A 23,428-nucleotide genomic window follows, 5' to 3' on the forward strand; every position below is an offset into this window, starting at 1 on the left:
AATGATATTTGATAGACATGCCAATTTAAAATATAAATATGGCAATAGAAAATTTTGGTGTAAAGGATTCTATGTGGATACAGTAGGCAGAAATAAAAAAGCGATAGCAGAGTATATAAGAAACCAGATACAAGAAGACGTAGTAGCAGAACAGTTAAGTTTGATGGAGTATGTAGATCCCTTTACTGGGAAAGAAACGAAGAGATGATAAAATAAAACAAATCCTTGAGGATTTGCGCGTGAATGTAGTACAGTTGGCGGACTTATTCGTAAGCCTTTAGGCTAAGGTCAGTAACATTGGCTTTCAGCCAAAGAGCAAACCACCCGTTCACACGGGTGGTTTTGATTTACTTTGTTTTTTCTTTTTTACTTTTCGATAAACTAGCCAGCTGATTACACCAAAAGCAAGGAGATAAGGACTATAAACAATTGTCCAAACAAGTAGATTACCTGCTGTATTTTTTAGTTCATGTGTCATCTCAGTCCAACCATCTTGAATACGGCCAACTAGACTTGTTTGGTTATGATTAGCTGCAACATCAGTTAAAACTAAATGAACAGTTGTATAGTTGATTTCTTGATCAAAGTTTTTGAGTTGGTTTTGATAGGTTTCAAGTGTGTAGCCAACCTCAGATAAACGCGATTCAATTTGAAGCATATCGGAAAGACTATCAGCTTCTCCTAGCAGTTTTTGCAAGCGTTCTTCTTGAATTTTTAAATTTTTAATATGTGTTTCAATATCTTTGTATTCAGCTGTAATATCTGATCCATCTTCTTGTTTAACAAGGATCTTGCCAGCAGCACTAATTTCTTCAATAAAAGAATCTATTTGCTCTCTGGGGATTTTAACCGTTATTCTGATGAATCGATTATCTTGAGTCATGATGCTTTCATTTTTATCAACTTCACTTTCATTATTGTAGCTGTAGGAAGTGGTAATCAATCCATTTGAAGCTTTAATTTGCTTTTCAATAGTGGCTAAGCTCTGATCATATTGTTTACTTTCCATTTCAATAGAAAATTCTTGTGTTACTTTATTAGCTGTTTCCTCATTTATTTGTTCAGTAGAGGGTAAAGCTTCTTTTTTTTGCATGGTATTTTGAGAAGGAGCATATGCCTCTGATTTAGCCTCATTTTGGGCGGTTTTTTCTTGAGAAAAAGGTTCTTGTTGTGTCAGCATTTTTGAGTTATTTTCGCTCTCAGTTTGTTGATAAATATACAATAGAAAAACAGCTGCTATCGTGCTGAGGGTAAGCCCAATTTTTTTATAGGGAATACGCTTTTTTGGCGCTTGTTCCATACCTGATTTTATTGCATCTAATACTTTTTGATCAGGTACTGATAAATGTTCCCAATCTTCTTTGAGTTTCTTTTCTAAATTATCCATTTTTATCAGTCCTTTCAAGTATTTTCTTTAGTTTATTTCTTGCTTCATGGAGATAATATTTAACCGTTCCTTCAGGAATCGCCATAAAATCAGCTACTTCTTTAATAGATAAATCTTGAAAGTAATACAGTACAATACTATTTTTTTGGAGAATCGGCAGCTGTTCTAAAGCTTTAAGTAAATCTAGGTTTTCATCTGTTCGCTTAGTAGGATTTATACTAGATATTTCCTCAATTTCAAAGGGATTTTCTGTTTTTTTAGTTTGATCTAATAGATCATAGGCAGTATAAATTAAGATTCTGATTGCCCAGGTTTTGAAATATTTGTCATCCTTTAGCGTATGAATTTTTTTCGTAATTTTAAAAGCTGTTTCTTGTACAATGTCTAATGCATCTTGTTCATTTCCTACATAAATAAGTGCTGTTTTATATAGTTGAACATATATCTGATTGAAAAGTGTCTCTAAAGCTTTTCGGTTGCCACGCTTGGCTTTTTTTACAAGTTTTTCTGTTTCCACACTTATTTCACTCCCTCTCTTACTTATTAGACGGCTTAGGTTGTTATTTGGTTGGGATTTTTTTAAACTGAAAGAAAAGTATTAAAAAACCTTTTCAATTGTTGTTGAAAAGGGTTCAATTTTTTATTTCGTTTGGTCTGTTAAAATATTTATTTTTTCAATCACTACTGGTGTGACCGGTTTATCTTGATCATCTACCTCAACTGCCGCAATTTGATCTACGATTGCCATTCCTTCAATCACTTGTCCAAAAACAGTGTGAGCACCATCTAAATGCGGCGTTCCACCATTTTTATATAAATCAGTTAATTCTTTAGGATAGCTGGAATTGATTTGATCTAATCTAGCGTGTTGATTTTGAACAATAAAGAACTGACTACCATTCGTATTAGGACCTGCATTAGCCATCGATAGTGCACCACGAATATTTACTGCTTGTTTTGAAAATTCATCTTCAAAGGGTTTGCCCCAAGTGCTTTTACCACCTCGGCCTGTTCCTTCAGGGTCGCCACCTTGAATCATAAAGTCAGCAATGACACGATGAAAGGCGATACCATTATAATAGCCATCTTTTGAAAGTGTGACAAAATTTTCAACCGCTTTAGGTGCTAAATCCGGAAAGAGCTTTAATTTAATAGCGCCCATGGTTGTGACCATTTCTACTTCAATTTCATTACTTTGAATAGTGTTTGAAAGTTGTGGATAGTAGAGGCTGCCATCCGGATTTTTGATTTGCTTCTCTTCAACAGCTGTCTGCTGCCTTTCTTGTTGCTGTGTTGTATCGTTGTTAGACGCAGTTTTCTTAGTCGTTTCATCTGATTGATTGAACCAAAGATAACTAAATACTCCGATACAAACAATGATAATTAAAATCAGTATGTATTTCATTTTTTTTGTCATATTTTAAAATTCCTCCTTATTTCACTCCTTCAAAATTCTATAATAGGCAGCCTAAATTTGCAAATAGAATTTTACAGTTGATAAAAAAGGCGAGGTATGGTTTAATAATATCAATAGTTAAATCTATGAGAAAGACACCACATTGATGAAACTGCTTGACAGAGAGGGAAGTAGCGCTGAAAGCTTTCTAAGTAAGAAATGAATGTGACCACTTTTGAGAGTTTCTGTGAACTATCTAGTAGCAGTAACCGGTTCGCTACCGTTAACAGCTTTGAGTGAACTTGCTGACAGTTTGGGTAAGTTTGAATTTGGGTGGAACCACGAGTAAATTCGTCCCTTTTATGGCTGATGCTATAAAAGGGCTTTTTTTTATGATTAAATACTTAGGAGGAATTATCATGTCAGAAATCAAGATTACTTTTCCAGATGGCGCAGTAAAGGAATTTCCATCAGGATCAACAACTGCTGATATTGCAAAAACAATCAGCAACAGTCTTGCTAAAAAGGCTTTAGCAGGAAAATTAAATGGTGAATTGGTTGATTTGGTTAGACCAATTGAAGTAGATGGTTCATTAGAAATTATTACACCAGACCATGAAGATGCTTTACAAATTTTACGTCATTCATCTGCTCATTTATTGGCAAATGCATTAAGAAGATTATATCCATCGGTTCATTTTGGTGTGGGACCAGCAATCGATAATGGATTTTACTATGATATTGATTTAGAAGACCCTATTTCAGAAGAAGATTTTGAAAAGATTCAAGCTGAAATGATGAATATTGTGAAAGAAAACAATCCAATTATTAGAAAAGAGGTAAGCAAAGAGGAAGCGTTAACTTTATTTGCCGATGATCCTTATAAAGTTGAATTGATTCAAGACTTACCAGCTGATGAAATCATTACAGTTTATGATCAAGGGGATTTTGTTGATTTATGTCGTGGCATTCATGTGCCATCAACTGGTCGCATTCAAATCTTTAAATTATTATCTGTAGCAGGTGCTTATTGGAGAGGAAATTCAAATAATAAGATGCTACAACGAATTTATGGAACAGCCTTCTTTGATAAAAAAGAGTTAAAAGAATTCTTGAAAATGCGTGAAGAGGCAAAAGAAAGAGATCATCGTAAATTAGGGAAAGAGCTTGATTTATTTATGGTTTCTCAAGAAGTGGGTTCAGGTCTGCCTTTCTGGTTGCCAAGAGGTGCAACTATTCGTCGTACGATTGAACGTTATATTACTGATCGTGAAATTAGTTTAGGTTATCAGCATGTTTATACACCAATTATGGCGAATGTAGAGCTTTATAAAACTTCTGGTCACTGGGATCATTATCATGAAGATATGTTTCCACCAATGGATATGGGCGATGGAGAAATGCTTGTGCTTCGACCAATGAATTGTCCTCATCATATGATGGTGTATAAAAATGAAACACATAGTTATCGTGAATTGCCAATTCGTATTGCAGAATTAGGCATGATGCACCGTTATGAAAAGAGTGGTGCACTTTCTGGGTTACAACGTGTTCGTGAAATGACTTTAAATGATGGTCATACTTTTGTTCGCCCAGATCAAATTCAAGATGAGTTTAAACGTACGTTGGAATTGATGCTAGCGGTTTATAGTGATTTTAATATTACAGATTATCGCTTCAGACTGAGCTATCGTGACCCAAATAATACAGAAAAATATTTTGATGATGATGAGATGTGGGAAAAAGCCCAAACAATGCTTAAATCTGCTTTAGATGAAATGGATGTTACCTATTTTGAAGCAGAAGGTGAAGCTGCCTTTTATGGACCAAAACTAGATGTCCAAGTAAAAACTGCAATGGGAATTGAAGAAACACTTTCTACCATTCAATTAGATTTCTTATTGCCAGAGCGCTTTGATTTAACTTATGTTGGAGAAGATGGCGAGAATAACCATCGTCCAGTCGTGATTCATCGTGGGATTGTTTCAACAATGGAACGCTTCGTTGCCTATTTAACTGAAGAATATAAGGGCGCTTTCCCAGTTTGGTTAGCACCTGTTCAAGCAACAATTATCCCTGTTAATTTAGATTTACATGCAGATTATGGTCTTGAAATTAAAGAGCGTATGACTGCTCTAGGAATGCGTATTGAACTTGATGACCGTAATGAAAAAATGGGTTATAAGATTCGTGCATCACAAACACAAAAAATTCCTTATCAAATTGTAATAGGAGATAATGAAAAAGCAAATGCAAGTGTTTCTGTCAGAAAATATGGCGAAAAAGAAACAGTTGAAATGTCTTTAAACTTATTCTTAGAATCTGTTCAAGCAGAAATTGCGAATTTTAGTAAATAAAAATAAAGGCAACGATTGGAAAGTCAATCGTTGCTTTTTTTATCATAAATTTAAGACATAATCTCTTAAAATAACGACATGATTGTAAATCGGATCTTTTGCTGCGTAGACAAAGGTTACATTGCCTTTTTTAAGCTGCTGTTTAACCGTTTTGACAAATTCTGATAAGGCTTTATTTTGTGCTAATTCTGCTTCATATTTTGCTTTAAACCAAGTGAATTTTTCAGGATCATGATGAAAAGCCTTTCTAATCTCTGTAGTAGGTGTAATGTCTTGATTCCATTCATTCAGTTTTAACCGTTCCTTTGAAACACCACGTGGCCAAATTCGGTCCACTAAAATACGATAGCCATCACTTTCCTGTGCCGGGTCATAGGCTCGCTTTAGTTGTATCATCTCATTCACCTCATCTACATTGTAACCCTAAATAAATGGCTTTAGAAGTGAAAGCATTTTAATCATGTAATTTTTTTTGAGCAATTTCTTGATAGGGAACATAACCAAATTTTTCATAGGTATGTTTTGCTATGCTGTTGTCAGGCCAATAGTGAAGCTCTACAGCATCAATCTGATGTTGCTTGGCATAATCATCCGCAAAGGATAGTAAAGTCTTGCTAAGCCCTTTACCTTGGTACTCAGGCATAATAGCAATATGATGAATATATAATCGTTTGTAGCCATAACGATAGACGGTCTCAGGAACCGTTTCAATTCCTAACCAAAGATAGGCTGCGACTTCCTCTTGTTGATCTTGCCATAAGTAAACCACTTCATTTGGATTAGCAAAAATCTCTTCAAAATAAGTTTGAACAGCTGCTTGATTATAGGGTTTAAAAAAAGTTGGATAGAGCGTACGATGTTTTTCTTGCATCATTCTTCCTAAGCGTGCCATCAAAGCCGGGTTTCTTGTTTCAATTATTTTCATTTTCGACATCTCATTTCAATAAATTTAACTGGATTCATTTTAACAAAAAATGAGAAGGAACAAAAGGAATAAGTGAATTTATCTATAACAGAAATTTTCAGATATTCCTTTATTTTAATTGAAAAAATATGAAGTTTGTTTAGCTAATTGTGGATAAAAATGGTATGATAAGGACTACCTACATAGATTGAAAAAAAGTAATAAATTAAAATGGGGATTTTTTTAAAACAGAAAAGAGTAGTTTATTTTGCATCAATAGTACATAGTAAAAATACCACAAGCAATAGCAATAAGCTGTGGTAAAAGAAAGGATTGGCATATGACAGAGACAATGAAAGAATCAAACAATTTAGTTTATTTGATGTATAGTGTTCCATTAATTAAAGCAACAATCATTGGTAATGAGAAATTAAAAGAAGTTTCTGGTTTTGAAGTAGCAAAAGAATGGCCAGGAATGGAATTTTCGTTCTATTTACCTTTTGCGTTAAAAGAAATTAAGGAAAACCTAAGCTTAGAAAAATGGAACTATTTAATTATTCATAAAGAAAGTCGTACGATTATTGGAGAAGTGAGCATCCAAGGAAATCCTAGCGAAACTGGAATTGCTGAAATTGGCTATAGTATTGCACCAGACTTTAGAAAAAAAGGCTATGGAAAAGAGGCTGTTCAATTCTTGATATCAGAGATTCAAAACAGGCAAATAGAGGAGATACATGCGAAAGCTTTTGAAGAAAATAAGGCTTCTCAAAAAATCCTATTGAGTCTTGGCTTTAAAGAAACAGGAACTTCTATACATGGCGAAAATGATAAAATTTTGCACTATAAATATGTAGGGAACTAAGTAGACCATTCACTTAGAGGTTAGTTAAGCTTGTTTGTTTTTTTTGTTTATGTTAAACTTTTTGAGACGATTTAACCGTATAAAAAGTGAGTTTAAAAAGACAACTTATTTTTTTTAGAGAACTCAATCACAAAAAAACAAACATTATCTATGAACAAATTTAGGAGTGAAATGATGTATAACTTTAGCATAATAAATGAAGATGAATTTCAACAATTTTCAGACCAACATCCACAAGCAACTTTTTTACAAACCGTAAAAATGGGGAATTTACGAAAGAAACGTCATTGGCAAGTTGAGTATGTAGGTGTAAAACAAGATGGTGTGCTGATTGGTGCTGCATTGTTAGCCCATATGAAAATTAAATTGGGGTATTATTATGAAATTGATGGTGGTATGTTAGTAGATTATACAAATACAGATTTAGTCTCTTATTTTGTAGAAAGCTTGAAGACCTATATCAAAAAAAATAATGGCATCTATTTGTCGATTAAACCAAATCTTGTTTATCAAGAAAGAGATTGGAATGGGCAAGCAATTGGAGAACCAAATAAAAAGGCTTATGATTTATTAAGTTCTTTAGGATTTCATCATGAAGGATTTGAAAGTGGCTTTTCAGGGGATTCCCCAAGATGGATTTTTGCCAAAGCTTTAGTTGGAATGGATCAAGATAGTTTGTGGAAAAGTTATCAAAAATCAGCGCAATATAGCATTAAAAAAACACAGGAATATGGTGTGAAAGTTCGTGAATTATCTTATGAAGAATTACCAAAGTTTAAAGAACTGACTGCACATACCAGTGAACGTCGCCAGTTTCATGATAAAGATTTAGCTTATTATCAAGCTGTTTATCAAGAATTTGGGGAGAGTGCTAAGTTTATTGTAGCTGAAATTAATTTTGCTGATTATATTCACAATATTCGTGAAAAAGAACGTCACTTAAAAGAAAAATTAGCAACTATCTATATGGACTTAGAAGCAAATCCTAATAGTCGTAAAAAGAATAATCAAAAACGAGAATTTGAAGATGAGCTAAAAACTTTTGAGAAAAGAATTGCTGATGCAGATGAATTTAAATCTCTTGAAGGAGATGTTATTGTAGCAGGTGCATTATTTATTCAGCATCCTCAAGAAGTTGTCTATTTATTTAGTGGGACATATGATCAATACAAAAAATTCTATGCTCCTTACATGATTCAACATGATATGATGCGTTATACAGTGGCTCAGAAGATTCCAACTTATAATTTTTATGGTGTAAGTGGCTTATTTGATGGTAGTGATGGTGTTTTGAAATTTAAACAAAGTTTTACTGGTTATGTAGAAGAACACATTGGCTCTTTTGATTTAATTGTGAATCCAGTTAAATATAAGTTGTATACAGCTTTAAAAAATGTAGTTGGAAAATTAAGAGGTTAAGAAAATATTTTTTGAAAAGAATTTAATATAATAAGAAAAGCCTATCAGCAGATAGGCTTTTCTTATTTAGGATCAGGACTCAGAATGAAATAAGCGGGTAAAAATAGATTTTTTCTTTGGCTTTTCTGCTTCAGTAGATGTAATAAGCGGATACTTTTCTGCCACATCAATGATTTCTTCATGAATCGCTACTTTTGCTGTATAAATCAAAGCAGCAGAAGCATCATTTGTTTGATTAACAATGGTAAACGCTGTGTTTGTTTTATTTGCTAATTGAATATAGGGCGTTAGCTGCCCAATTTTGATGGTGCCATTTAATAAAAGCTGATTGCCAGGATGCTTTTGAATCTCCTTGGTCAAAGCTTCCAAATAATTGTTAGATAGTAATTCATCTTTTGTCATCAGTAAATAGGTTCGCTCTCGCAAGCTGCCAAGAAATATACGACGTTCATCTGGCTTCGTTTCCATTACACCATACATTCCTTTATTTAGGTAGTCTTGAACCTTATCATCTGCCATCTTGGTTGTCACCTCCATTTGTAACTTTTCTTTATTATAGCATAAATTTCTATTGCTTCTTGTTTAAAAAAAGAGTTTAAAATAAAAATTATAGATTTCATATTGCATTTTTATAAAAAGTTCGTTACTATTTAGTTGGTAATGAAAATCATTCTCAGTTAGAATGATTATTATCTGTATAGAGCGGTTTTCAGCTACCAATTGTTTTAAAATGAGATGAGGAAAGAGGGACGAATACATGCGGAAAGGAATAGCTATAGTTTGTCTCATCATACTTTCGTTCTTTTCTCTTTTTGTAGGTGTTAGTCAACTAAACTTAGGAGATTTGTTTCATTTAACTGATTTGCAACGTTTGGTTTTATTTACGACTAGAATTCCTAGGATGGTCAGCTTATTGATTGCAGGTTCAACCATGAGTATTTGTGGTTTGTTAATGCAAAATTTAACGCAAAATAAATTTGTTTCACCTACAACTGGAGGAACCATGGACAGTGCGAGAGTAGGCATCCTTGTTGCCATGATTTTCTTTCATGATGCAACACCTATTCAAAAGATTGTGGTGGCATTTGCTTTTGCATTATTTGGCACTTTTCTCTTTTTAACACTGCTTGATCGCTTAAGAGTAAAAAATAAGATACTTGTACCGCTGATTGGTATGATGTTTGGTAGTGTGATTGGTGCAATTGCAACCTTTCTAGCTTACCAATTTGATTTGGTTCAAAATGTGACTTCATGGCTACAAGGAAATTTTGCACTCGTGACGTCAGGAAGTTATGAGTTATTATATATCTCGATTCCTTTGATGCTACTTGCATACTTCTATGCGCACCATTTCACAATTGTGGGAATGGGCCATGATTTTGCAACTGGTATGGGAATTCGTTATCAATGGGTGCGAGGGATTGGTTTAAGTATTGTAGCGATTTCTTCAGCTGTTGTTATTTTAACTGTTGGATCGATTCCTTTTATTGGGTTGATTATTCCAAACCTAGTTACCATCTTTTTAGGGGATCATCTAAAAAATAGTTTATTTGCAACTGCACTATCAGGTGCTGCTTTTTTAATTATTTGTGACATAATTAGCAGAGTGATTGTTGCACCTTATGAGGTTTCGGTAAGTTTGATAGTAGGTGTGATTGGTAGCATCGTTTTCCTTTATCTACTATTTAGAGGAGGGAAAACAAGTGTCTAATCAAAAATATACTAGAAAATTTATTGTTTTAACGGTGTTATTACTTGGCTTGATTGCTGCTTATCTAACCATTGAAAGCAATGGGAATTGGGCCTTTATTTTACCTTTAAGAGGAAAAAAATTAGCAGCCTTTTTGCTAGTAGGCATGACTTCAGCCATTAGTGCCATTAGTTTTCAGACATTGACTCAAAACCGTATTTTAACGCCAAGCATTTTAGGGTTAGATTCACTTTATGTCTTATTTCAAACCAGTATTCTCTTCTTGTTTGGCTCAGGACACCAATTGGTTGTCAATCGAGAATTGAACTTTTTAATCAGTGTTGTCTTGATGATGCTAGCAAGTCTCTTCTTATATGCAGTGATGTTTAAAAAAAGAGGGCATCATCTTTATTTTCTCTTATTAGTTGGGATGGTCATGGGTACCTTTTTTAGAAGCATGGCAACTTTTATGCAAGTCTTGATTGATCCTAATGAGTTTGATCATTTACAGAGTAAATTATTTGCAAGCTTTAACAATATTGATACTTCTTTATTAGTGATTTCATGTGTGATTTGTTTTGTTACGCTGTTGTTCATACTCCCAGAGCTAAAGTATTTGAATGTGCTAAGCCTGGGCAGGGATCAAGCTATTAATTTAGGTGTGGATGTGTCAAAAGTAACGATTAAACTATTACTGATGATTGCAGTTTTCACTGCGATAGCAACAGCATTAGTCGGACCACTGCTTTTCTTAGGATTTTTAGTGGCCAATATTGCCTATCAGGTTTTTCAAACCTATCGTCATGGCATACTCTTTATTGGAGCAAGTCTGATTGGGATGATTGCTTTAGTAGGTGGGAATTTAATTGTTGAAAAAGTTTTCCATCTGGAAACAACCTTAAGTGTTGTTTTAGAATTTGTTGGTGGCATTTATTTTATCATCTTGCTATTAAAGGAAAGAAAAGGTGAAGCTTAATGGATATTCAAAAAGTATCTAAATCTTATGGAGAAAAAATGGTTGTAGGCAATATTTCTATCCCTATTAAAAAAGGGGCGATTACAGCCTTTATTGGCCCTAACGGTGCAGGTAAGAGTACGCTATTATCAATGATGAGTCGCTTACTTCCTAAAGACACTGGGGCGATTTATATTGATGGGAATGAAGTGAAGGCTTGGAAACAAAATGAACTAGCAAAGAAGCTTTCTATTTTGAAACAATCTAATGGCTTAAACTTAAAGTTAACAGTTAGAGAGTTAGTGGCATTTGGGCGTTTTCCTTATTCAAAAGGGCGATTAACGCAACAGGATCAGGATAAAATTCAAGAGGCTTTAGCTTATTTAGAATTAGAAGAAATGTCAGCGCAAATGATAGACACCTTATCTGGTGGGCAGCTTCAAAGAGCGTATATTGCAATGGTGTTAGCACAAGATACAGAATATATTTTTTTAGATGAGCCTTTGAATAATTTGGATATGAGTCATGGGGTTCAAATGATGAAAACCTTTAGACGACTTGCAAAAGAATTAGGAAAAACAGTTGTGATTGTTATTCATGATATTAATTTTGCGGCAAGCTATGCTGATGAAATTGTGGCAATGAAGGATGGCCAGCTTTTTGCTAAAGGAACAACTGAAGAAGTGATTCAAAAAGATATTTTAGATCGTTTATATGAGATGGATATTCGTGTCGTAACAGTAGACGGTAAACAATTTTGCTTATATTTCAATTAAAGGAGAGAATATAAAATGAAAAAATTTAGTTATTTAATGCTATTAATGGGGACTATTTTTACTTTGGCAGCATGTGGAAATAAAGAGTCAGATAAAGCTTCATCATCAGCAACATCTGAAAGTGCAAAAACAGTGACTGTAACAGATGGAAATGGGAAAGAAATCGAAGTACCTGTCGATCCTAAAAAAGTTGTGGTCTTTGACATGGGCATGTTAGATACAATGGATGAGCTTGGTTTAAGTCAACAAGTAGTTGGGGTACCTAAAAAAAATCTTCCTGATTATTTAAAGCAATATGATACCAATGACTATGAATCAATTGGTGGCTTAAAAGAGCCTGATATGGAGAAAATCAATGAATTAAACCCTGATTTGATTATTATTTCTGGTAGACAACGTGATTATCAAGAAGAATTAAGTAAAATTGCACCAACCTTGTTCTTGGGAACAGATTATCAAAAAGGTTGGGCATCAACAGAAGGAAATATTGAAACAATTGGTAAAGTCTTTGATAAAGAAGAGCTTGTAACAGAAAAATTAGCGGATTTATCGAAGAAAATAGATGAAGTGAAAGAAAAAGCAACAGCATCATCAGATAAAGCTTTGACTGTTTTAGTCAATGAGGGTGAATTATCTGCTTATGGACAAGCTTCAAGATTTGGAATTATTTCAGATACTCTTGGTTTTAAAATGGCTGATGATGCCATTGAAGCATCTACTCATGGACAATCTGTCTCCTTTGAATATGTATTAGAAAAAAATCCAGACATTATTTTTGTGGTAGATAGAACAAAAGCAATTGGTGGAGATACAAGTAAAGATAATCTTTCTGAGAATCCATTAATTGAACAAACAAAAGCAGCTAAAAATGATAAAATTATCTTACTTTCACCTGATGTTTGGTATTTATCTGGTGGCGGCTTACAATCAACAGGACAAATGATTGATGAAGTGGGAGCAGCTTTAAAATAATAATCTAAGGGTGGGATAAAACTTTAAAGTTTTATCCCACCTCTTAAATTACCTCTGTAAACAATGGACAAAAGGCAGGATTGGTCTGTATTTGTCAATAATCACTGCAAATGTAAGGGAGCAAATGGTATAATGTTCAGAGTCGAACCGTGTTCGATCTGTATCATGTCTCTAAGGATTAAAAATCCTAAGAGCCATGACAAGAGCCATGACAAGTAGTAAGGTAAAGTTAAGAGATAGATGGAGGCAGAATCATGAATCAAACGACATTTACACCAGAGGATTTTCAGGTGTTTCAAGTTGAAGGCTTAGATGAGCGAATGCAAGCGATTAGAAGTCAAATACAACCCAAATTTAGAGCATTAGGCGCGTTATTTACAAAAGAACTTGCTGTATTATTAGGAGAAGAATTACCTGTTCATATTGCACAGCATTTACGAAGAACTAAAAATCCACCTTTAGATACATGGTCAGCGATAGGTGGAAATGCTAGAGGGTATAAAAGGTTTCCCCATTTCCAATTGGGGCTATATGAAGACCATATTTTTATTTGGCTAGCTTTTATTGATCAGCCACAGTTTGAAGTCGAGATGGCGAATGCTTTGATTAAAGCCAGGGATATGTTTGAGCAAGTGCCAGCAGATTATGTGGTGTCCCTAGATCATCATCAAAAAAAGGTAACACCTATTAAAGAATTAGACCTTAAAAAAGGGCTTGAACGTTGGCGTGATGTCAAAAAAGCTGAGTTTTTAATTGGACGTCAAATTCTTGCGACAGATGCGTTATTAAAAAATCCAGAGGCAACGCAAGCATATATTTTAGAAACCTTTGTGACATTAGTCCCATTTTACCAACTAGCATTTCAAGCTTATCCAAATGAAATCAACTAACAGTTTATGCCACTTTTGTCTCAATAAAAGGTGGCTTTTTATTGTTTTGCTTTTGAATATAGAATATGTTATCGTAATTAGAAGTTGGAAAAATAAGAAATAAGGATGGGAAACATGAAAAATAAGAAGTTAATGTACATAATAATTGCGGTTACTGTTGTATTATTAAGTGTTGCTGGTTACTTGATTTATAAAAACACTGGAACCTATAGTGATATTGCTGGAGAATGGAAAGTAGAAAGAGATTACTCAAGTAAAGATGAAGAAGATTATAGTATGCTATTAAATAAAATGCTTGATCAAGTAGGAGAAGAACTAGATTTACCAAATACAGAAACGTTAAAAATTACTCGTAATGGTCAAGTAACGATTATAGCTAATGGGCTAAATCTTAGAAAAAGTGAAGCCAGTTACTCTTTACCAAAAGAACGTGAAAAAAATGCAGATATGCTTCCTTTAACCTTTGAATTATCTAAAATTGAAGAAAGTCCTCTCTATAACAAATTTTTCCCAAGTTTGCTTGAGAAATTAGTAGGCTATAATCAAACTGAATTGGATAAAGAAGACTTAGCTGACTATAAAGAAATGCTAGATAAGTCTCAATATAGTAAGCAAGAAATGAAAGAACTAACTACAGAAAGAAAAGAATACCTAGAAGAAGATCCAGATATTTATAAAAAGCTCTCTATTTCTGGAGATAAATTAACTTATGAATTCCATCAAACAAAAGATAATGAAACAGAAATAGGGTTTAAAATTGTCAATAAAAATAAAATTGAATTTATTGCTGAAGATGGAGAAACTGTCCTAGGCACTTACATCAGAAAATAATAAAAAAATCCTTTGCACCTATTTAAAAGTGCAAAGGATTTTTCGTTTTGATTAAATAAAAGCTTCACTGATTTCAACAAATGTATCAACATCTTTAATCATTAAATCAATGCCAGCTTGCCAGAAATCTGGTTGAGTTAAATCAACGCCTAAATGTTTCATCGCTAAATCTTCGGTAGTCATTGAAGCAGTATCTTTTAATAAGGCAATATATTTCTCTTCAAAAGCTTTACCTTCTTCAAGAGAACGTGCATAAATTCCTAAACTAAACAAGTAACCAAAGGTGTAAGGGAAGTTATAAAATGGTATTTCAACACCATAAAAATGACCTTTACTTGCCCAGAAATGAGGATGATATTCACTTAAGGCATCCAAATAAGATTCTTTTTGTGCAGCTTCCATTAATTCAGAAATATGCTCTTCGGAAAGGACACCATTTTTTCTTTCTTCATAAAAGCGATTTTCAAAAATAAAACGTGAATGAATATCAAAGAACATTGCAGAGGCATTTAATAGCTTGTTGTCTAATAATGTAATACGCTCTTCAACACTTTTTGCTTCTCTAACCGTTGCATCTGCCACAATCATTTCAGCAAAGGTACTAGCTGTTTCAGCCACATTCATGGCATATTCTTGATTTAATGCTGGTAAATCAAACATTACACTTGTATGGAAGGCGTGACCTAGTTCATGAGCTAAGGTAGATACACCATTTGGCGAACCAGAGTAAGTCATAAAGATACGTGATTCTTTGCTTTCTGGTAAAGTTGTACAATAGCCGCCAGTTCCTTTGCCAGGGCGATCTTCAGCTTCAATCCATGAATTATTAAATGCCTTTTGCGCAAAAGCTGCTAATTTGTCTCCAAATTTGCTAAAGTTATCAATAATAAATTTAGCACCCTCATTATATGGATAATGATGAGGTGTAGCATCACCGATGACAACAGGTGCATCAACATCTTGCCATGCTAATTTTTCCATCCCTAAAAGCTGTGCTTTACGTGCGAAAAATGGCATGAAAGCTTCTTTATTTTTGGTAATGGTATCCCACATTGTATCTAAGGTTTTTCTAGACATGCGATTGTATTCTAGCGGTCTAGCTAAGTAATCTTCTGTTCCATGCGCTTTATACAGGGCTAAGCGGAAGCCAGACAAATGGTTGAGGGTATCTGCAAATAATGGTGCCATTTTGCTCCAAGCTTGTTCCCATTTTTCAAATAATTGTTTTCTGACAGCAGCATCTGGGTCATCAGACATTTTATTATAGGCTTGACCCACTGAAAGCATGGTAATCGTACCATCTTTACTTTCAAATGGAATCTCAATTAAGCTAACGATGCGATCATAGTGATCGCCCCATGCTTGAATGCCATCTACACTTAAGGCATTGATTAAAGTTTCTTCTTCTTCGCTAAGTAATTTTTTACCTTGTTCACGTGTTTCATTTAATACAAAGGAAACGGGTTTGAAGGCTGGTAGATCTAAGAGGGCTTGCCAATCAGTTTGTGACATTGCCACTAATTTTTTAGTTAAAATAGTTGCTGCTGTAGAGAATTCACTGTCTAAAGTAAATAATTTACTAAATAAGGTTGTTGCTAATTTATCTGCAACATTAGCTGATAAATGACAGTTAATAAAGCTCCCACATTGGCCAAGTGCATTGCCAATTTTTTCTTCTTGGGCAAGCAAGTTGCTAAATCCTTGATAATTTGGTTTATCATTTGCAGCCTGCCAGTTTTTTACCTCTTCTTCAAAAACAGATAAATCTGCACGAATACTGACCATTTTTTCTTTCAATGCTGGTGAAGCTGTACCGCCAGCAAAGATTGATTCTAAATCCCATACTTCTGAATAAGTCATACTATCAACCTCTTTTCTTTATTTATCCAACATTATATCTTATTTTCAGAAAATTATATATCTTTTTTCTTTTTATTTATTGAGGCAGACTTAATTTGTGGCTAGCTTAGAACGACCCCATTGAATTTTATGACTTAAAGGAAATTCATATCATTTTTTGCTTATTTTCTATATAATAGAAACAGAACATGAATTTAAAGGACTGATTGGATGGAATTATTATTTTTAGGAACTGGAGCTGGCGTTCCAGCTAAACATAGAAATGTGACAAGTATCGCATTAAAGTTATTAGATGAAAGAAATGCAGTATGGTTATTTGATTGTGGGGAAGGGACACAGCAACAAATTTTGCATACATCTGTACGACCACGAAAAATTGAAAAAATCTTTATTACACATTTACATGGTGACCATATTTTTGGTTTGCCGGGCTTAATCGGAAGTCGTTCATTTCAAGGTGGAACTGAGAAATTGGATATTTATGGTCCTAAAGGGCTGAAAGACTTTATTTTAACGAGCTTAAAAGTTTCTGGTACACATTTAAAATATAAACTTCAGATTCATGAAATAAGTGAAGAGGGCATTGTTTTTGAAGATGCAACATTTAAAGTTGAAATGAAAAAATTAGATCACCGTATTGAATGCTTTGGCTATCGGATTACTGAAGCTGATCATCAAGGTGAGTTAAATGTTGCGAAGCTCCAAGAGGAAAATGTTCCTTCAGGGCCATTATATGGTCGGATTAAAAATGGTGAGGTTGTGACACTAGCAGATGGACGAACCCTCGATGGAAAAGACTATATTGGAGAAGCCAAAAAAGGGCGCATTGTGACCATATTAGGTGATACAAGACGTCATCCAAACAGTGTGGCATTAGCAATAGATGCAGATGTATTGGTGCATGAAAGTACCTTCACGGCTCATGAAGGAAAATTAGCCAAAGAATATTATCATTCAACAAGCGTTCATGCTGCTGAAACAGCTAAAGAAGCAGGTGCGAAGAAGTTATTACTCACACATATTAGTGCACGTTATCTTGGGAAAGAAGCTAAACAGTTAGAAACAGAAGCCAGAGCTTATTTTCCAAATGCGCAGTTAGTGAAAGATTTTGATGAAATCACCATTCCGTTTGATCATCAGTAACACATAAGGGGGAGCGAAAACATGAAACAAAAAGATTTAACAGGTAAGGTTGTCTGTATTACAGGTGGTTCAGCTGGCTTAGGTGAACAAATTGCTTATCAAGCAGCCAAAGCGGGTGCTGTAGTGATTGTTTGTGCAAGAAGGCTTCATGAGATTGAACGTGTCAAAAACAATTGCCAAATTTTATCCAATCAAGCAGCTTTTGCTTATGAACTTGATGTTGCTGAGCCTATGCAAATCAAAGCAGTAGTTGAGACCATTAAGAATGAAGTGGGAACGATTGATATTTTAGTGAACAATGCGGGCTTTGGTCACTTTGAAAATGCAGTAGATTTTGATATGGACCTAGCTGAAAAGATGTTCCGAGTGAACGTTCTTGGGCTAATGTATATGTGTCAGTTGGTTGCTTTAGAGATGTTAGATCAGAAAACAGGACATATTATAAATATTGCTTCTCAAGCGGGCAAAATGGCGACACAAAAATCAGCTATTTATTCTGCTACAAAATTTGCTGTTTTAGGCTATTCTAACGCGTTACGCCTAGAGCTTAAACCAGCAGGAATTCATGTAACCACAGTCAATCCAGGGCCTATTTCCACTAATTTCTTTGAGATTGCGGATCAATCTGGTGATTATTTAAGCAAGGTAGATATGATTGTCTTAAACCCAGAGAAAGTGGCTGAGAAAATCGTGCGCATTATGGGGACATCAAAACGTGAATTGAATTTACCAAAATTGATGGAAGCAGCAAGTAAAATGTATCAATTATTTCCACATATTGGCGATTTTTTAGCGAGTAGCTTGTTTAATAAAAAATAGTGAGATACACTAAAGTAGTGCTTTGAAGAGCGCTACTTTTTCCTTTGTGCAAGTATAAAACTATATGATATTAAACCAGCTGTTTATGAGAAAAAGATAGCGGAAATTTATTAATTAAATGTTTCTTCTCTTTTTAGGTAAAGTATAGGTATAATAAATAGAAAAGAGGAACGATATGACAAACTACAAAACGATTGAAAAGCTGTTTTCTATTAGCGAGCCAGTAGGATATACTCAAGAAGAATTACAGCCAGTAAAAGATAGATTTGGACAAATACCAAAGAAGCTAGAAGAGTTCTATTTATCTTATGGTAAATCAGAAGAGTTGTTTGGCTTGCAAGATGAATTGATTTTGCCTACAAAATATCCATCCTTTTTATCGGATAATTATAAGGACTATATGATATTTTTTAATGAAAATCAAGGAGTTTGCCAAGCAGGAATTCGTAAAGACGAGCTATCTTTATTTGATCCACCAGTATATGTAAGTAGTTATGGCGTGGAAGGCTTAGTCTGGCATTTATCAGCTAATACAGTAACTGAGTTTTTCATTACGATGTATGGATATCAAGCATCCATCTGTTTGGAATATAGCTCAGAAGAGTTCTATTTTATACAACCAAAAGAGAAAGAAATTATTAGTAATCGCTTTATAAAGCAAGAAGGGGAACTGAAGTGCTGGCTTTCTAACAAAATTATTCTGTATGCCAATGACGGTAATTCTCGTATAGCTTTGATGGAGCAACTTCATTTAGAAGATAGTATTCAAATGAATTATGCAGCTAATAATAGGGAATCATTTGATACAATGAAACAGCTTTTAGAAGATATTGGTGAAGCGATATAATATAGAAAATTCCAATAAATATGATTTTAATACTTTCTCTTTTTATAAAAAAGAGAACCAGGAAGGCTCTCAAAAAGGAAACTAAAGGAGATGAAACTATGGAAAAGAAAGATGAATATGAAAAAGATCATACTGAAAAGGATACTATGGAATTAAAAATAAATGTAGCGCATCATTATATTTATATGAAATTTTCATCTCGAGTAGCTTTACATAATTTTGCACGTTCATTACTAGATGAGTCACTAAATGAGAATCAAGGATTCATAGAATTTTATCATTTATCCGATAATGATAAAACTGATGTTGTGAATGGGACTAGATTATCTAAAGATAGCCCACGATTATTTGTGGAATATCCAACAGATGATTAGTTTATATGAAAAACGGTGGAAATATTTTTCTTAGTAGAGCCATAACTAAATATAAAAAATCTATTAGATCCGTTCCAGTGTATTCAATTTTTAAAAAGAAAATAAAAGTGTAGATGTGATTTATGAAGATTTTGATAGTAACATCAAAATTCTCCTCAAAAAATTAAAAAAGGACAATGGTAAAAAGAATGATGACTAACGATGAGCAAATAAAACTTCTCACACGTTTTCTGAATAAAGCATGGTCGCTTCATTCTAGACAAACAGCAATCAATATTTTTCGAACACTAAAACCTAATTTACAGGAGCCATACAAATCAAAGATTATTTCACAATGGAATATTACGAGAGTAGATACTGTTTATCCTTCTCAGCTTAATTTGTTAGCATTAAAAAAATATATTGATGCATACATTGATTTTCTGCAAAAAAATAACAATTAACTAAATAAATGGTCAAGAAATAAAATATCTTAGCAGAAGCTTGCTACATACCTGCATTCATTTCCTAATCTTGAAATAAGTGCAGGGATTACTTTTTAGACTAGATAGCGCTACGAACAAATTTTTTTATTAGAAAAAGAACGTTCGTTCTGATATAATAAGGAAGAAGATGTTGGAAAGTGAGGAGACGTTGTAATGACCAAAGGGGTTGTACAATTCGTAGAGCCAACAAGAGATACTTCTAGGAAAATCATTCATATTGATATGGACGCATTTTTTGCATCTGTTGAAGAAAGAGACCATCCTGAATATATTGGTAAGCCTTTAATCATTGCAAGACATCCTAAAGAAACAGCAGGCAGAGGCGTTGTCACAACAGCTAATTATGAGGCGAGAAAATATGGGGTGCATTCTGCAATGAGTGCACAGAAAGCATATGAGCTATGCCCAAATGGAATTTTTGTGCCAGGAAATATGCAAAAATATCGTGATATCTCTAGTGAAATTCATCAAATATTTCGTGAGTATACTGATTTAATTGAGCCTCGTTCTTTAGATGAAGCTTATTTAGATGTGACTGATAATAAAAAAGGGATTACTAGTGCGACAGTCGTCGCAAAAATGATTCAAAAGGATATTTATGAAACCCTTCATTTAACCTCTTCAGCAGGAGTTTCTTATAATAAATTTATTGCCAAGTTAGCTTCAGATTTTCAAAAGCCAAGAGGGATTACAGTCATTCCACCAGAAGATGCATTGGCTTTTTTACAAGCATTACCTATTGAAAAATTCCACGGGATTGGTAAGAAAACAGCTGAAAAAATGCAATCATTTGCGATTTATACCGGCGCTGATTTATATCAATATAATGAGATGGATATGATTCAAAAATTTGGTAAGATGGGGTATTCCTTTTATCGCAAAGTGAGAGGGATTGATAATTCACCTGTGCAACCACAAATTGAACGAAAATCTATTGGTCGAGAGCATACCTATGGGAAGTTTTTAACAACAGAGGAACAAGTACAACAAGAGTTACGTCAACTTGCAAATGCTGTTGCAGCTTCTTTGAAGAAGCATCAACAACATGGGCGAACCGTTGTCATCAAAGTACGTTATGCAGATTACCATACTGTCACAAAGCGAAAATCTTTAGCTGTTTATTTAAAAAATGAAGCGGATATTTTGTTTTATGCAGATGAATTATGGAGCGAGGTTCAAGGGTTAGAAAAAGAAATCCGATTATTAGGCATTACAGTGACGAATTTAGACCCACTTTCCTTTGAAAATATTCAATTGCCATTAGAATATCGTTAGCATTTTCTCCTGATCGTAATTAGCAAGTGCATTCTCTTAAAAATAGTTGTACAATAGAACAGAGTAGTACAGTTTGAAGAGATAAAATAAAACAACTAGGAGTTGATTCTGATGCAGTATTCTTGGCATGGACAGTCTTGTGTCCAAATAAAAACAGATACAGGTAAGACCATTTTAATTGATCCTTATATTACAGGAAATCCATTAAGTGATTTACATGCAGAAACCGTTGAAGCGGATGTTATCATATTAACTCATGGACATAATGACCATGTTGGAGATACTGAACAAATTGCCAAACGAACAGATGCCTTGATTATCGGCAATGCTGAAATTGCAGATTATTTTAGTTTTAAAGGACTCAAAACTCATGGCATGCATATTGGTGGTCAACATGTGTTTGACTTTGGTACAGTGAAGTTAACCCCCGCCATTCATGGTTCTACCCTACAGGTCGGTAATGAATTGATTACATTAGGCATTGCTGCAGGAATTCTTTTTACTGAAAATGAAAAAACAATCTATCATGCAGGAGATACAGCTTTATTTACAGATATGAAGCTAATTGGCGAACAGCAAGAAATAGATGTGGCCTTTTTACCAATTGGAGATAACTATACAATGGGACCAGCTGATGCAAGCTTAGCTGCGCAATTTATTAAGGCTAAAAAAGTGATACCGATGCACTACAATACCTTCCCATTAATTTCACAAAATCCAGTTGCTTTTATTGAGCGTTTAGAGGAAGGGCAAGGATATGTACCAGCTATTGGGGAAGTGATGACCCTTTCATCATCAGCTAGATTTGAAAAAGAAGGAGAATAGCGATGCCTACAAAGCATGATCAAATATTACAATACATTGAGTCTCTACCCGTTGGTGAGCGCATCTCAGTTCGGATGATTGCTAAAAACTTACAAGTCAGTGAGGGGACAGCTTATCGTGCGATTAAAGATGCTGAAAATGTTGGTTTGGTTTCAACCATTCAACGCGTTGGAACGATTAGAATTGAACGCAAATTAAAACAGAATATTGAGAAATTAACCTTTGGTGAAGTCGTAAAAATCATTGAAGGGGACATTATTGGTGGAGAAAGTGGCTTGGCTAAAGTATTAAATAAATTTGTGATTGGTGCAATGACAGAAGAAGCCATGCTACGCTATATTACCCCAGGATCATTAATGATTGTTGGAAATCGAACAGGCGCACAGAAGTTGGCACTAGAAAATGGTGCAGCTGTTTTAATTACTGGTGGCTTCGAAGCTGACCCAAGCGTTTTGAAGCTTGCTGATCACTTAGAAATGCCAGTGTTGAGAACAACTTATGATTCCTTTACCGTCGCAACGATGATTAATAGAGCCTTAACAGATCAATTAATCAAAAAAGAAATTATGCTAGTAGAGGATATTTATACAAAATTAGAGTCAACAAATTATTTATTTGTTGATCATACCGTAGCAGACTATCGCACCTTAAATGAGGAAACAAGTCATGCAAGATTCCCAGTTGTGAATAAAAACATGCGTTTACTAGGCATTTTAACAGCGAAAGATGTGATTGGAAAGCCTGATAACTTAAGTGTAGATCGTGTCATGACGAAAGATCCATCTAGCGTGAAAACACATATGAGTGTGGCCAGTGTTGCTCATATGATGATTTGGGATGGTTTAGAAGTGATGCCTGTAGTTGCGGATGACCTTTCCTTATTGGGGATTATTTCAAGACAAGATGTGATGAAGGCGATGCAATTAGCACAGCGTCAACCACAGGTAGCAGATACCATTGCCGATCAAATTATCGAGCAAATTGAAATTGTCAATACACCAAGTAATACAGATAAAAATCAGTTGTCCTTTAAGTTTACTGTCACACCACAAATGACCAATAGCGTTGGAACCATTTCCTTTGGTGTATTAAGTGAGCTATTAACAAATGCAGCGCAGCGTACCTTACTTTCTTATCAAAAAAGAAATGCTGTGATTGAGCAATTAAACCTACTTTACTTTAAATTGATTCAGTTAGAAAGTGAGCTTGAAATTCGTCCTAGAGTTCTTGAATTAGGGAGAAAAACAGCAAAATTAGATATGGAAGTTTATATTGAAAATACACTTGTTGCAAAAGCGATTATTGTTTGCCAATTAATGGAACGAACATAGCATCAATTGAAAAAAGAAGGGAAGACCTTG

General features: G+C 34.3%; 24 protein-coding genes and 1 other annotated feature. Of the genes, 17 read left to right on the forward strand and 7 right to left on the reverse strand.

Annotated elements, in window-relative coordinates; genetic code table 11:
• On the forward strand, window positions 1–208 hold a 208-nt coding region (locus BMW29_RS05140), incomplete at its 5' end, for a transposase (RefSeq protein ID WP_177165681.1).
• A gap of 120 nt (window positions 209–328) precedes the next feature.
• Here the strand turns inward: BMW29_RS05140 and BMW29_RS05145 are convergent.
• The 3 genes from BMW29_RS05145 to BMW29_RS05155 form a co-directional block, all read right to left on the reverse strand.
• Window positions 329–1,387: a DUF4349 domain-containing protein gene (locus BMW29_RS05145; protein WP_092651033.1), complete on the reverse strand. Its 1,059-nt coding sequence runs from the start codon at window positions 1,385–1,387 to the stop codon at window positions 329–331.
• Entirely contained in the window at window positions 1,380–1,904 is a 525-nt protein-coding gene (locus tag BMW29_RS05150) for a sigma-70 family RNA polymerase sigma factor (RefSeq protein WP_245706234.1), read from the reverse strand. Before BMW29_RS05150 ends, BMW29_RS05145 begins: the two co-directional genes overlap by 8 nt.
• Window positions 1,905–2,027: 123 nt before the next feature.
• Window positions 2,028–2,792: a peptidylprolyl isomerase gene (locus BMW29_RS05155; protein WP_218139648.1), complete on the reverse strand. Its 765-nt coding sequence runs from the start codon at window positions 2,790–2,792 to the stop codon at window positions 2,028–2,030.
• A 128-nt stretch (window positions 2,793–2,920) separates the two neighbouring features.
• Window positions 2,921–3,145, forward strand: a binding site (T-box leader).
• A gap of 57 nt (window positions 3,146–3,202) precedes the next feature.
• On the opposite strand from BMW29_RS05155, the gene thrS reads away from it, so the two are divergent.
• Window positions 3,203–5,140, forward strand: coding sequence for a threonine--tRNA ligase (gene thrS, locus BMW29_RS05160; protein ID WP_092651039.1), 1,938 nt, complete (start codon window positions 3,203–3,205; stop codon window positions 5,138–5,140).
• A 42-nt stretch (window positions 5,141–5,182) separates the two neighbouring features.
• On the opposite strand, the gene BMW29_RS05165 is transcribed toward thrS, so the two are convergent.
• Together BMW29_RS05165 and BMW29_RS05170 are read right to left on the reverse strand one after the other, a co-directional pair.
• A complete protein-coding gene (locus BMW29_RS05165; RefSeq protein ID WP_092651041.1) occupies window positions 5,183–5,536 on the reverse strand; it encodes a DUF488 domain-containing protein in 354 nt (117 codons plus the stop codon).
• Window positions 5,537–5,594: 58 nt separating this feature from the next.
• Window positions 5,595–6,065 carry a GNAT family N-acetyltransferase gene (locus tag BMW29_RS05170; RefSeq protein WP_092651043.1) on the reverse strand — a complete coding sequence of 157 codons (471 nt, stop codon included), beginning with the start codon at window positions 6,063–6,065 and terminating at the stop codon, window positions 5,595–5,597.
• A gap of 319 nt (window positions 6,066–6,384) precedes the next feature.
• Here BMW29_RS05170 and BMW29_RS05175 point away from each other — a divergent pair, with 319 nt between their 5' ends.
• Both BMW29_RS05175 and BMW29_RS05180 read left to right on the forward strand, forming a co-directional pair.
• On the forward strand, window positions 6,385–6,906 hold the full coding sequence (locus tag BMW29_RS05175; protein ID WP_092651045.1) for a GNAT family N-acetyltransferase: 522 nt from the start codon (window positions 6,385–6,387) through the stop codon (window positions 6,904–6,906).
• Window positions 6,907–7,080: 174 nt separating this feature from the next.
• On the forward strand, window positions 7,081–8,325 hold the full coding sequence (locus BMW29_RS05180; protein WP_092651047.1) for an aminoacyltransferase: 1,245 nt from the start codon (window positions 7,081–7,083) through the stop codon (window positions 8,323–8,325).
• A 72-nt stretch (window positions 8,326–8,397) separates the two neighbouring features.
• On the opposite strand, the gene BMW29_RS05185 is transcribed toward BMW29_RS05180, so the two are convergent.
• Window positions 8,398–8,844, reverse strand: a complete 447-nt coding sequence (locus tag BMW29_RS05185; protein ID WP_177165682.1) for a YueI family protein — start codon at window positions 8,842–8,844, stop codon at window positions 8,398–8,400.
• A 238-nt stretch (window positions 8,845–9,082) separates the two neighbouring features.
• On the opposite strand from BMW29_RS05185, the gene BMW29_RS05190 reads away from it, so the two are divergent.
• The 6 genes from BMW29_RS05190 to BMW29_RS05215 all read left to right on the forward strand — a co-directional run bounded on the left by BMW29_RS05190 (window position 9,083) and on the right by BMW29_RS05215 (window position 14,439).
• A complete protein-coding gene (locus tag BMW29_RS05190) occupies window positions 9,083–10,036 on the forward strand; it encodes an ABC transporter permease (protein ID WP_092651051.1) in 954 nt (317 codons plus the stop codon).
• Window positions 10,029–10,991 carry an iron chelate uptake ABC transporter family permease subunit gene (locus tag BMW29_RS05195; protein ID WP_092651053.1) on the forward strand — a complete coding sequence of 321 codons (963 nt, stop codon included), beginning with the start codon at window positions 10,029–10,031 and terminating at the stop codon, window positions 10,989–10,991. Before BMW29_RS05190 ends, BMW29_RS05195 begins: the two co-directional genes overlap by 8 nt.
• Complete coding sequence (locus BMW29_RS05200; RefSeq protein ID WP_092651055.1) at window positions 10,991–11,746, forward strand: iron ABC transporter ATP-binding protein; 756 nt, start codon at window positions 10,991–10,993, stop codon at window positions 11,744–11,746. The genes BMW29_RS05195 and BMW29_RS05200 overlap by 1 nt, the downstream gene beginning before the upstream one ends.
• Before the next feature lie 15 nt (window positions 11,747–11,761).
• Entirely contained in the window at window positions 11,762–12,718 is a 957-nt protein-coding gene (locus tag BMW29_RS05205; RefSeq protein WP_092651057.1) for a siderophore ABC transporter substrate-binding protein, read from the forward strand.
• A gap of 254 nt (window positions 12,719–12,972) precedes the next feature.
• On the forward strand, window positions 12,973–13,608 hold the full coding sequence (locus BMW29_RS05210; protein ID WP_092651059.1) for a YktB family protein: 636 nt from the start codon (window positions 12,973–12,975) through the stop codon (window positions 13,606–13,608).
• Between the two features lie 114 nt (window positions 13,609–13,722).
• Complete coding sequence (locus BMW29_RS05215) at window positions 13,723–14,439, forward strand: hypothetical protein (RefSeq protein ID WP_092651061.1); 717 nt, start codon at window positions 13,723–13,725, stop codon at window positions 14,437–14,439.
• Between the two features lie 51 nt (window positions 14,440–14,490).
• Here BMW29_RS05215 and BMW29_RS05220 read toward each other — a convergent pair whose 3' ends face one another.
• Entirely contained in the window at window positions 14,491–16,299 is a 1,809-nt protein-coding gene (locus BMW29_RS05220; protein ID WP_092651063.1) for a M3 family oligoendopeptidase, read from the reverse strand.
• A 210-nt stretch (window positions 16,300–16,509) separates the two neighbouring features.
• Here BMW29_RS05220 and rnz point away from each other — a divergent pair, with 210 nt between their 5' ends.
• The 7 genes from rnz to BMW29_RS05260 all read left to right on the forward strand — a co-directional run bounded on the left by rnz (window position 16,510) and on the right by BMW29_RS05260 (window position 23,398).
• Window positions 16,510–17,442: a ribonuclease Z gene (gene rnz / locus BMW29_RS05225; protein WP_092651065.1), complete on the forward strand. Its 933-nt coding sequence runs from the start codon at window positions 16,510–16,512 to the stop codon at window positions 17,440–17,442.
• A gap of 21 nt (window positions 17,443–17,463) precedes the next feature.
• Window positions 17,464–18,261, forward strand: a complete 798-nt coding sequence (locus BMW29_RS05230; protein ID WP_092651068.1) for an SDR family NAD(P)-dependent oxidoreductase — start codon at window positions 17,464–17,466, stop codon at window positions 18,259–18,261.
• Between the two features lie 175 nt (window positions 18,262–18,436).
• On the forward strand, window positions 18,437–19,108 hold the full coding sequence (locus BMW29_RS05235) for a hypothetical protein (protein WP_092651070.1): 672 nt from the start codon (window positions 18,437–18,439) through the stop codon (window positions 19,106–19,108).
• A gap of 98 nt (window positions 19,109–19,206) precedes the next feature.
• Window positions 19,207–19,482, forward strand: coding sequence for a hypothetical protein (locus BMW29_RS05240; protein ID WP_092651072.1), 276 nt, complete (start codon window positions 19,207–19,209; stop codon window positions 19,480–19,482).
• 638 nt (window positions 19,483–20,120) lie between these two features.
• Window positions 20,121–21,242 carry a DNA polymerase IV gene (gene dinB, locus BMW29_RS05250; RefSeq protein ID WP_092651076.1) on the forward strand — a complete coding sequence of 374 codons (1,122 nt, stop codon included), beginning with the start codon at window positions 20,121–20,123 and terminating at the stop codon, window positions 21,240–21,242.
• A 111-nt stretch (window positions 21,243–21,353) separates the two neighbouring features.
• Window positions 21,354–22,067 (forward strand): metal-dependent hydrolase, encoded by a 714-nt coding sequence (locus BMW29_RS05255; RefSeq protein WP_092651078.1) that lies wholly within the window; start codon window positions 21,354–21,356, stop codon window positions 22,065–22,067.
• Window positions 22,068–22,069: 2 nt separating this feature from the next.
• Window positions 22,070–23,398 carry a DRTGG domain-containing protein gene (locus tag BMW29_RS05260; protein ID WP_092651080.1) on the forward strand — a complete coding sequence of 443 codons (1,329 nt, stop codon included), beginning with the start codon at window positions 22,070–22,072 and terminating at the stop codon, window positions 23,396–23,398.
• Window positions 23,399–23,428: the final 30 nt, after the last annotated feature.

The sequence above is a fragment of the Isobaculum melis genome (genome assembly GCF_900111355.1).
Lineage (GTDB): Bacteria > Bacillota > Bacilli > Lactobacillales > Carnobacteriaceae > Isobaculum > Isobaculum melis.

What these genes read in the sequence shown, in the direction of transcription:
- BMW29_RS05200 (WP_092651055.1), top strand. Translation starts at nt 10,991, where the DNA reads ATGGATATTCAAAAAGTATCTAAATCTTATGGAGAAAAAATGGTTGTA.
- BMW29_RS05145 (WP_092651033.1), bottom strand. Translation starts at nt 1,387, where the DNA reads ATGGATAATTTAGAAAAGAAACTCAAAGAAGATTGGGAACATTTATCA.
- BMW29_RS05155 (WP_218139648.1), bottom strand. Translation starts at nt 2,792, where the DNA reads ATGAAATACATACTGATTTTAATTATCATTGTTTGTATCGGAGTATTT.
- thrS (WP_092651039.1), top strand. Translation starts at nt 3,203, where the DNA reads ATGTCAGAAATCAAGATTACTTTTCCAGATGGCGCAGTAAAGGAATTT.
- BMW29_RS05165 (WP_092651041.1), bottom strand. Translation starts at nt 5,536, where the DNA reads ATGATACAACTAAAGCGAGCCTATGACCCGGCACAGGAAAGTGATGGC.
- BMW29_RS05210 (WP_092651059.1), top strand. Translation starts at nt 12,973, where the DNA reads ATGAATCAAACGACATTTACACCAGAGGATTTTCAGGTGTTTCAAGTT.
- BMW29_RS05185 (WP_177165682.1), bottom strand. Translation starts at nt 8,844, where the DNA reads ATGGCAGATGATAAGGTTCAAGACTACCTAAATAAAGGAATGTATGGT.
- dinB (WP_092651076.1), top strand. Translation starts at nt 20,121, where the DNA reads ATGACCAAAGGGGTTGTACAATTCGTAGAGCCAACAAGAGATACTTCT.
- BMW29_RS05220 (WP_092651063.1), bottom strand. Translation starts at nt 16,299, where the DNA reads ATGACTTATTCAGAAGTATGGGATTTAGAATCAATCTTTGCTGGCGGT.
- BMW29_RS05235 (WP_092651070.1), top strand. Translation starts at nt 18,437, where the DNA reads ATGACAAACTACAAAACGATTGAAAAGCTGTTTTCTATTAGCGAGCCA.
- BMW29_RS05240 (WP_092651072.1), top strand. Translation starts at nt 19,207, where the DNA reads ATGGAAAAGAAAGATGAATATGAAAAAGATCATACTGAAAAGGATACT.
- BMW29_RS05260 (WP_092651080.1), top strand. Translation starts at nt 22,070, where the DNA reads ATGCCTACAAAGCATGATCAAATATTACAATACATTGAGTCTCTACCC.
- BMW29_RS05190 (WP_092651051.1), top strand. Translation starts at nt 9,083, where the DNA reads ATGCGGAAAGGAATAGCTATAGTTTGTCTCATCATACTTTCGTTCTTT.
- BMW29_RS05170 (WP_092651043.1), bottom strand. Translation starts at nt 6,065, where the DNA reads ATGAAAATAATTGAAACAAGAAACCCGGCTTTGATGGCACGCTTAGGA.
- BMW29_RS05255 (WP_092651078.1), top strand. Translation starts at nt 21,354, where the DNA reads ATGCAGTATTCTTGGCATGGACAGTCTTGTGTCCAAATAAAAACAGAT.
- BMW29_RS05180 (WP_092651047.1), top strand. Translation starts at nt 7,081, where the DNA reads ATGTATAACTTTAGCATAATAAATGAAGATGAATTTCAACAATTTTCA.
- BMW29_RS05230 (WP_092651068.1), top strand. Translation starts at nt 17,464, where the DNA reads ATGAAACAAAAAGATTTAACAGGTAAGGTTGTCTGTATTACAGGTGGT.
- BMW29_RS05175 (WP_092651045.1), top strand. Translation starts at nt 6,385, where the DNA reads ATGACAGAGACAATGAAAGAATCAAACAATTTAGTTTATTTGATGTAT.
- rnz (WP_092651065.1), top strand. Translation starts at nt 16,510, where the DNA reads ATGGAATTATTATTTTTAGGAACTGGAGCTGGCGTTCCAGCTAAACAT.
- BMW29_RS05215 (WP_092651061.1), top strand. Translation starts at nt 13,723, where the DNA reads ATGAAAAATAAGAAGTTAATGTACATAATAATTGCGGTTACTGTTGTA.
- BMW29_RS05205 (WP_092651057.1), top strand. Translation starts at nt 11,762, where the DNA reads ATGAAAAAATTTAGTTATTTAATGCTATTAATGGGGACTATTTTTACT.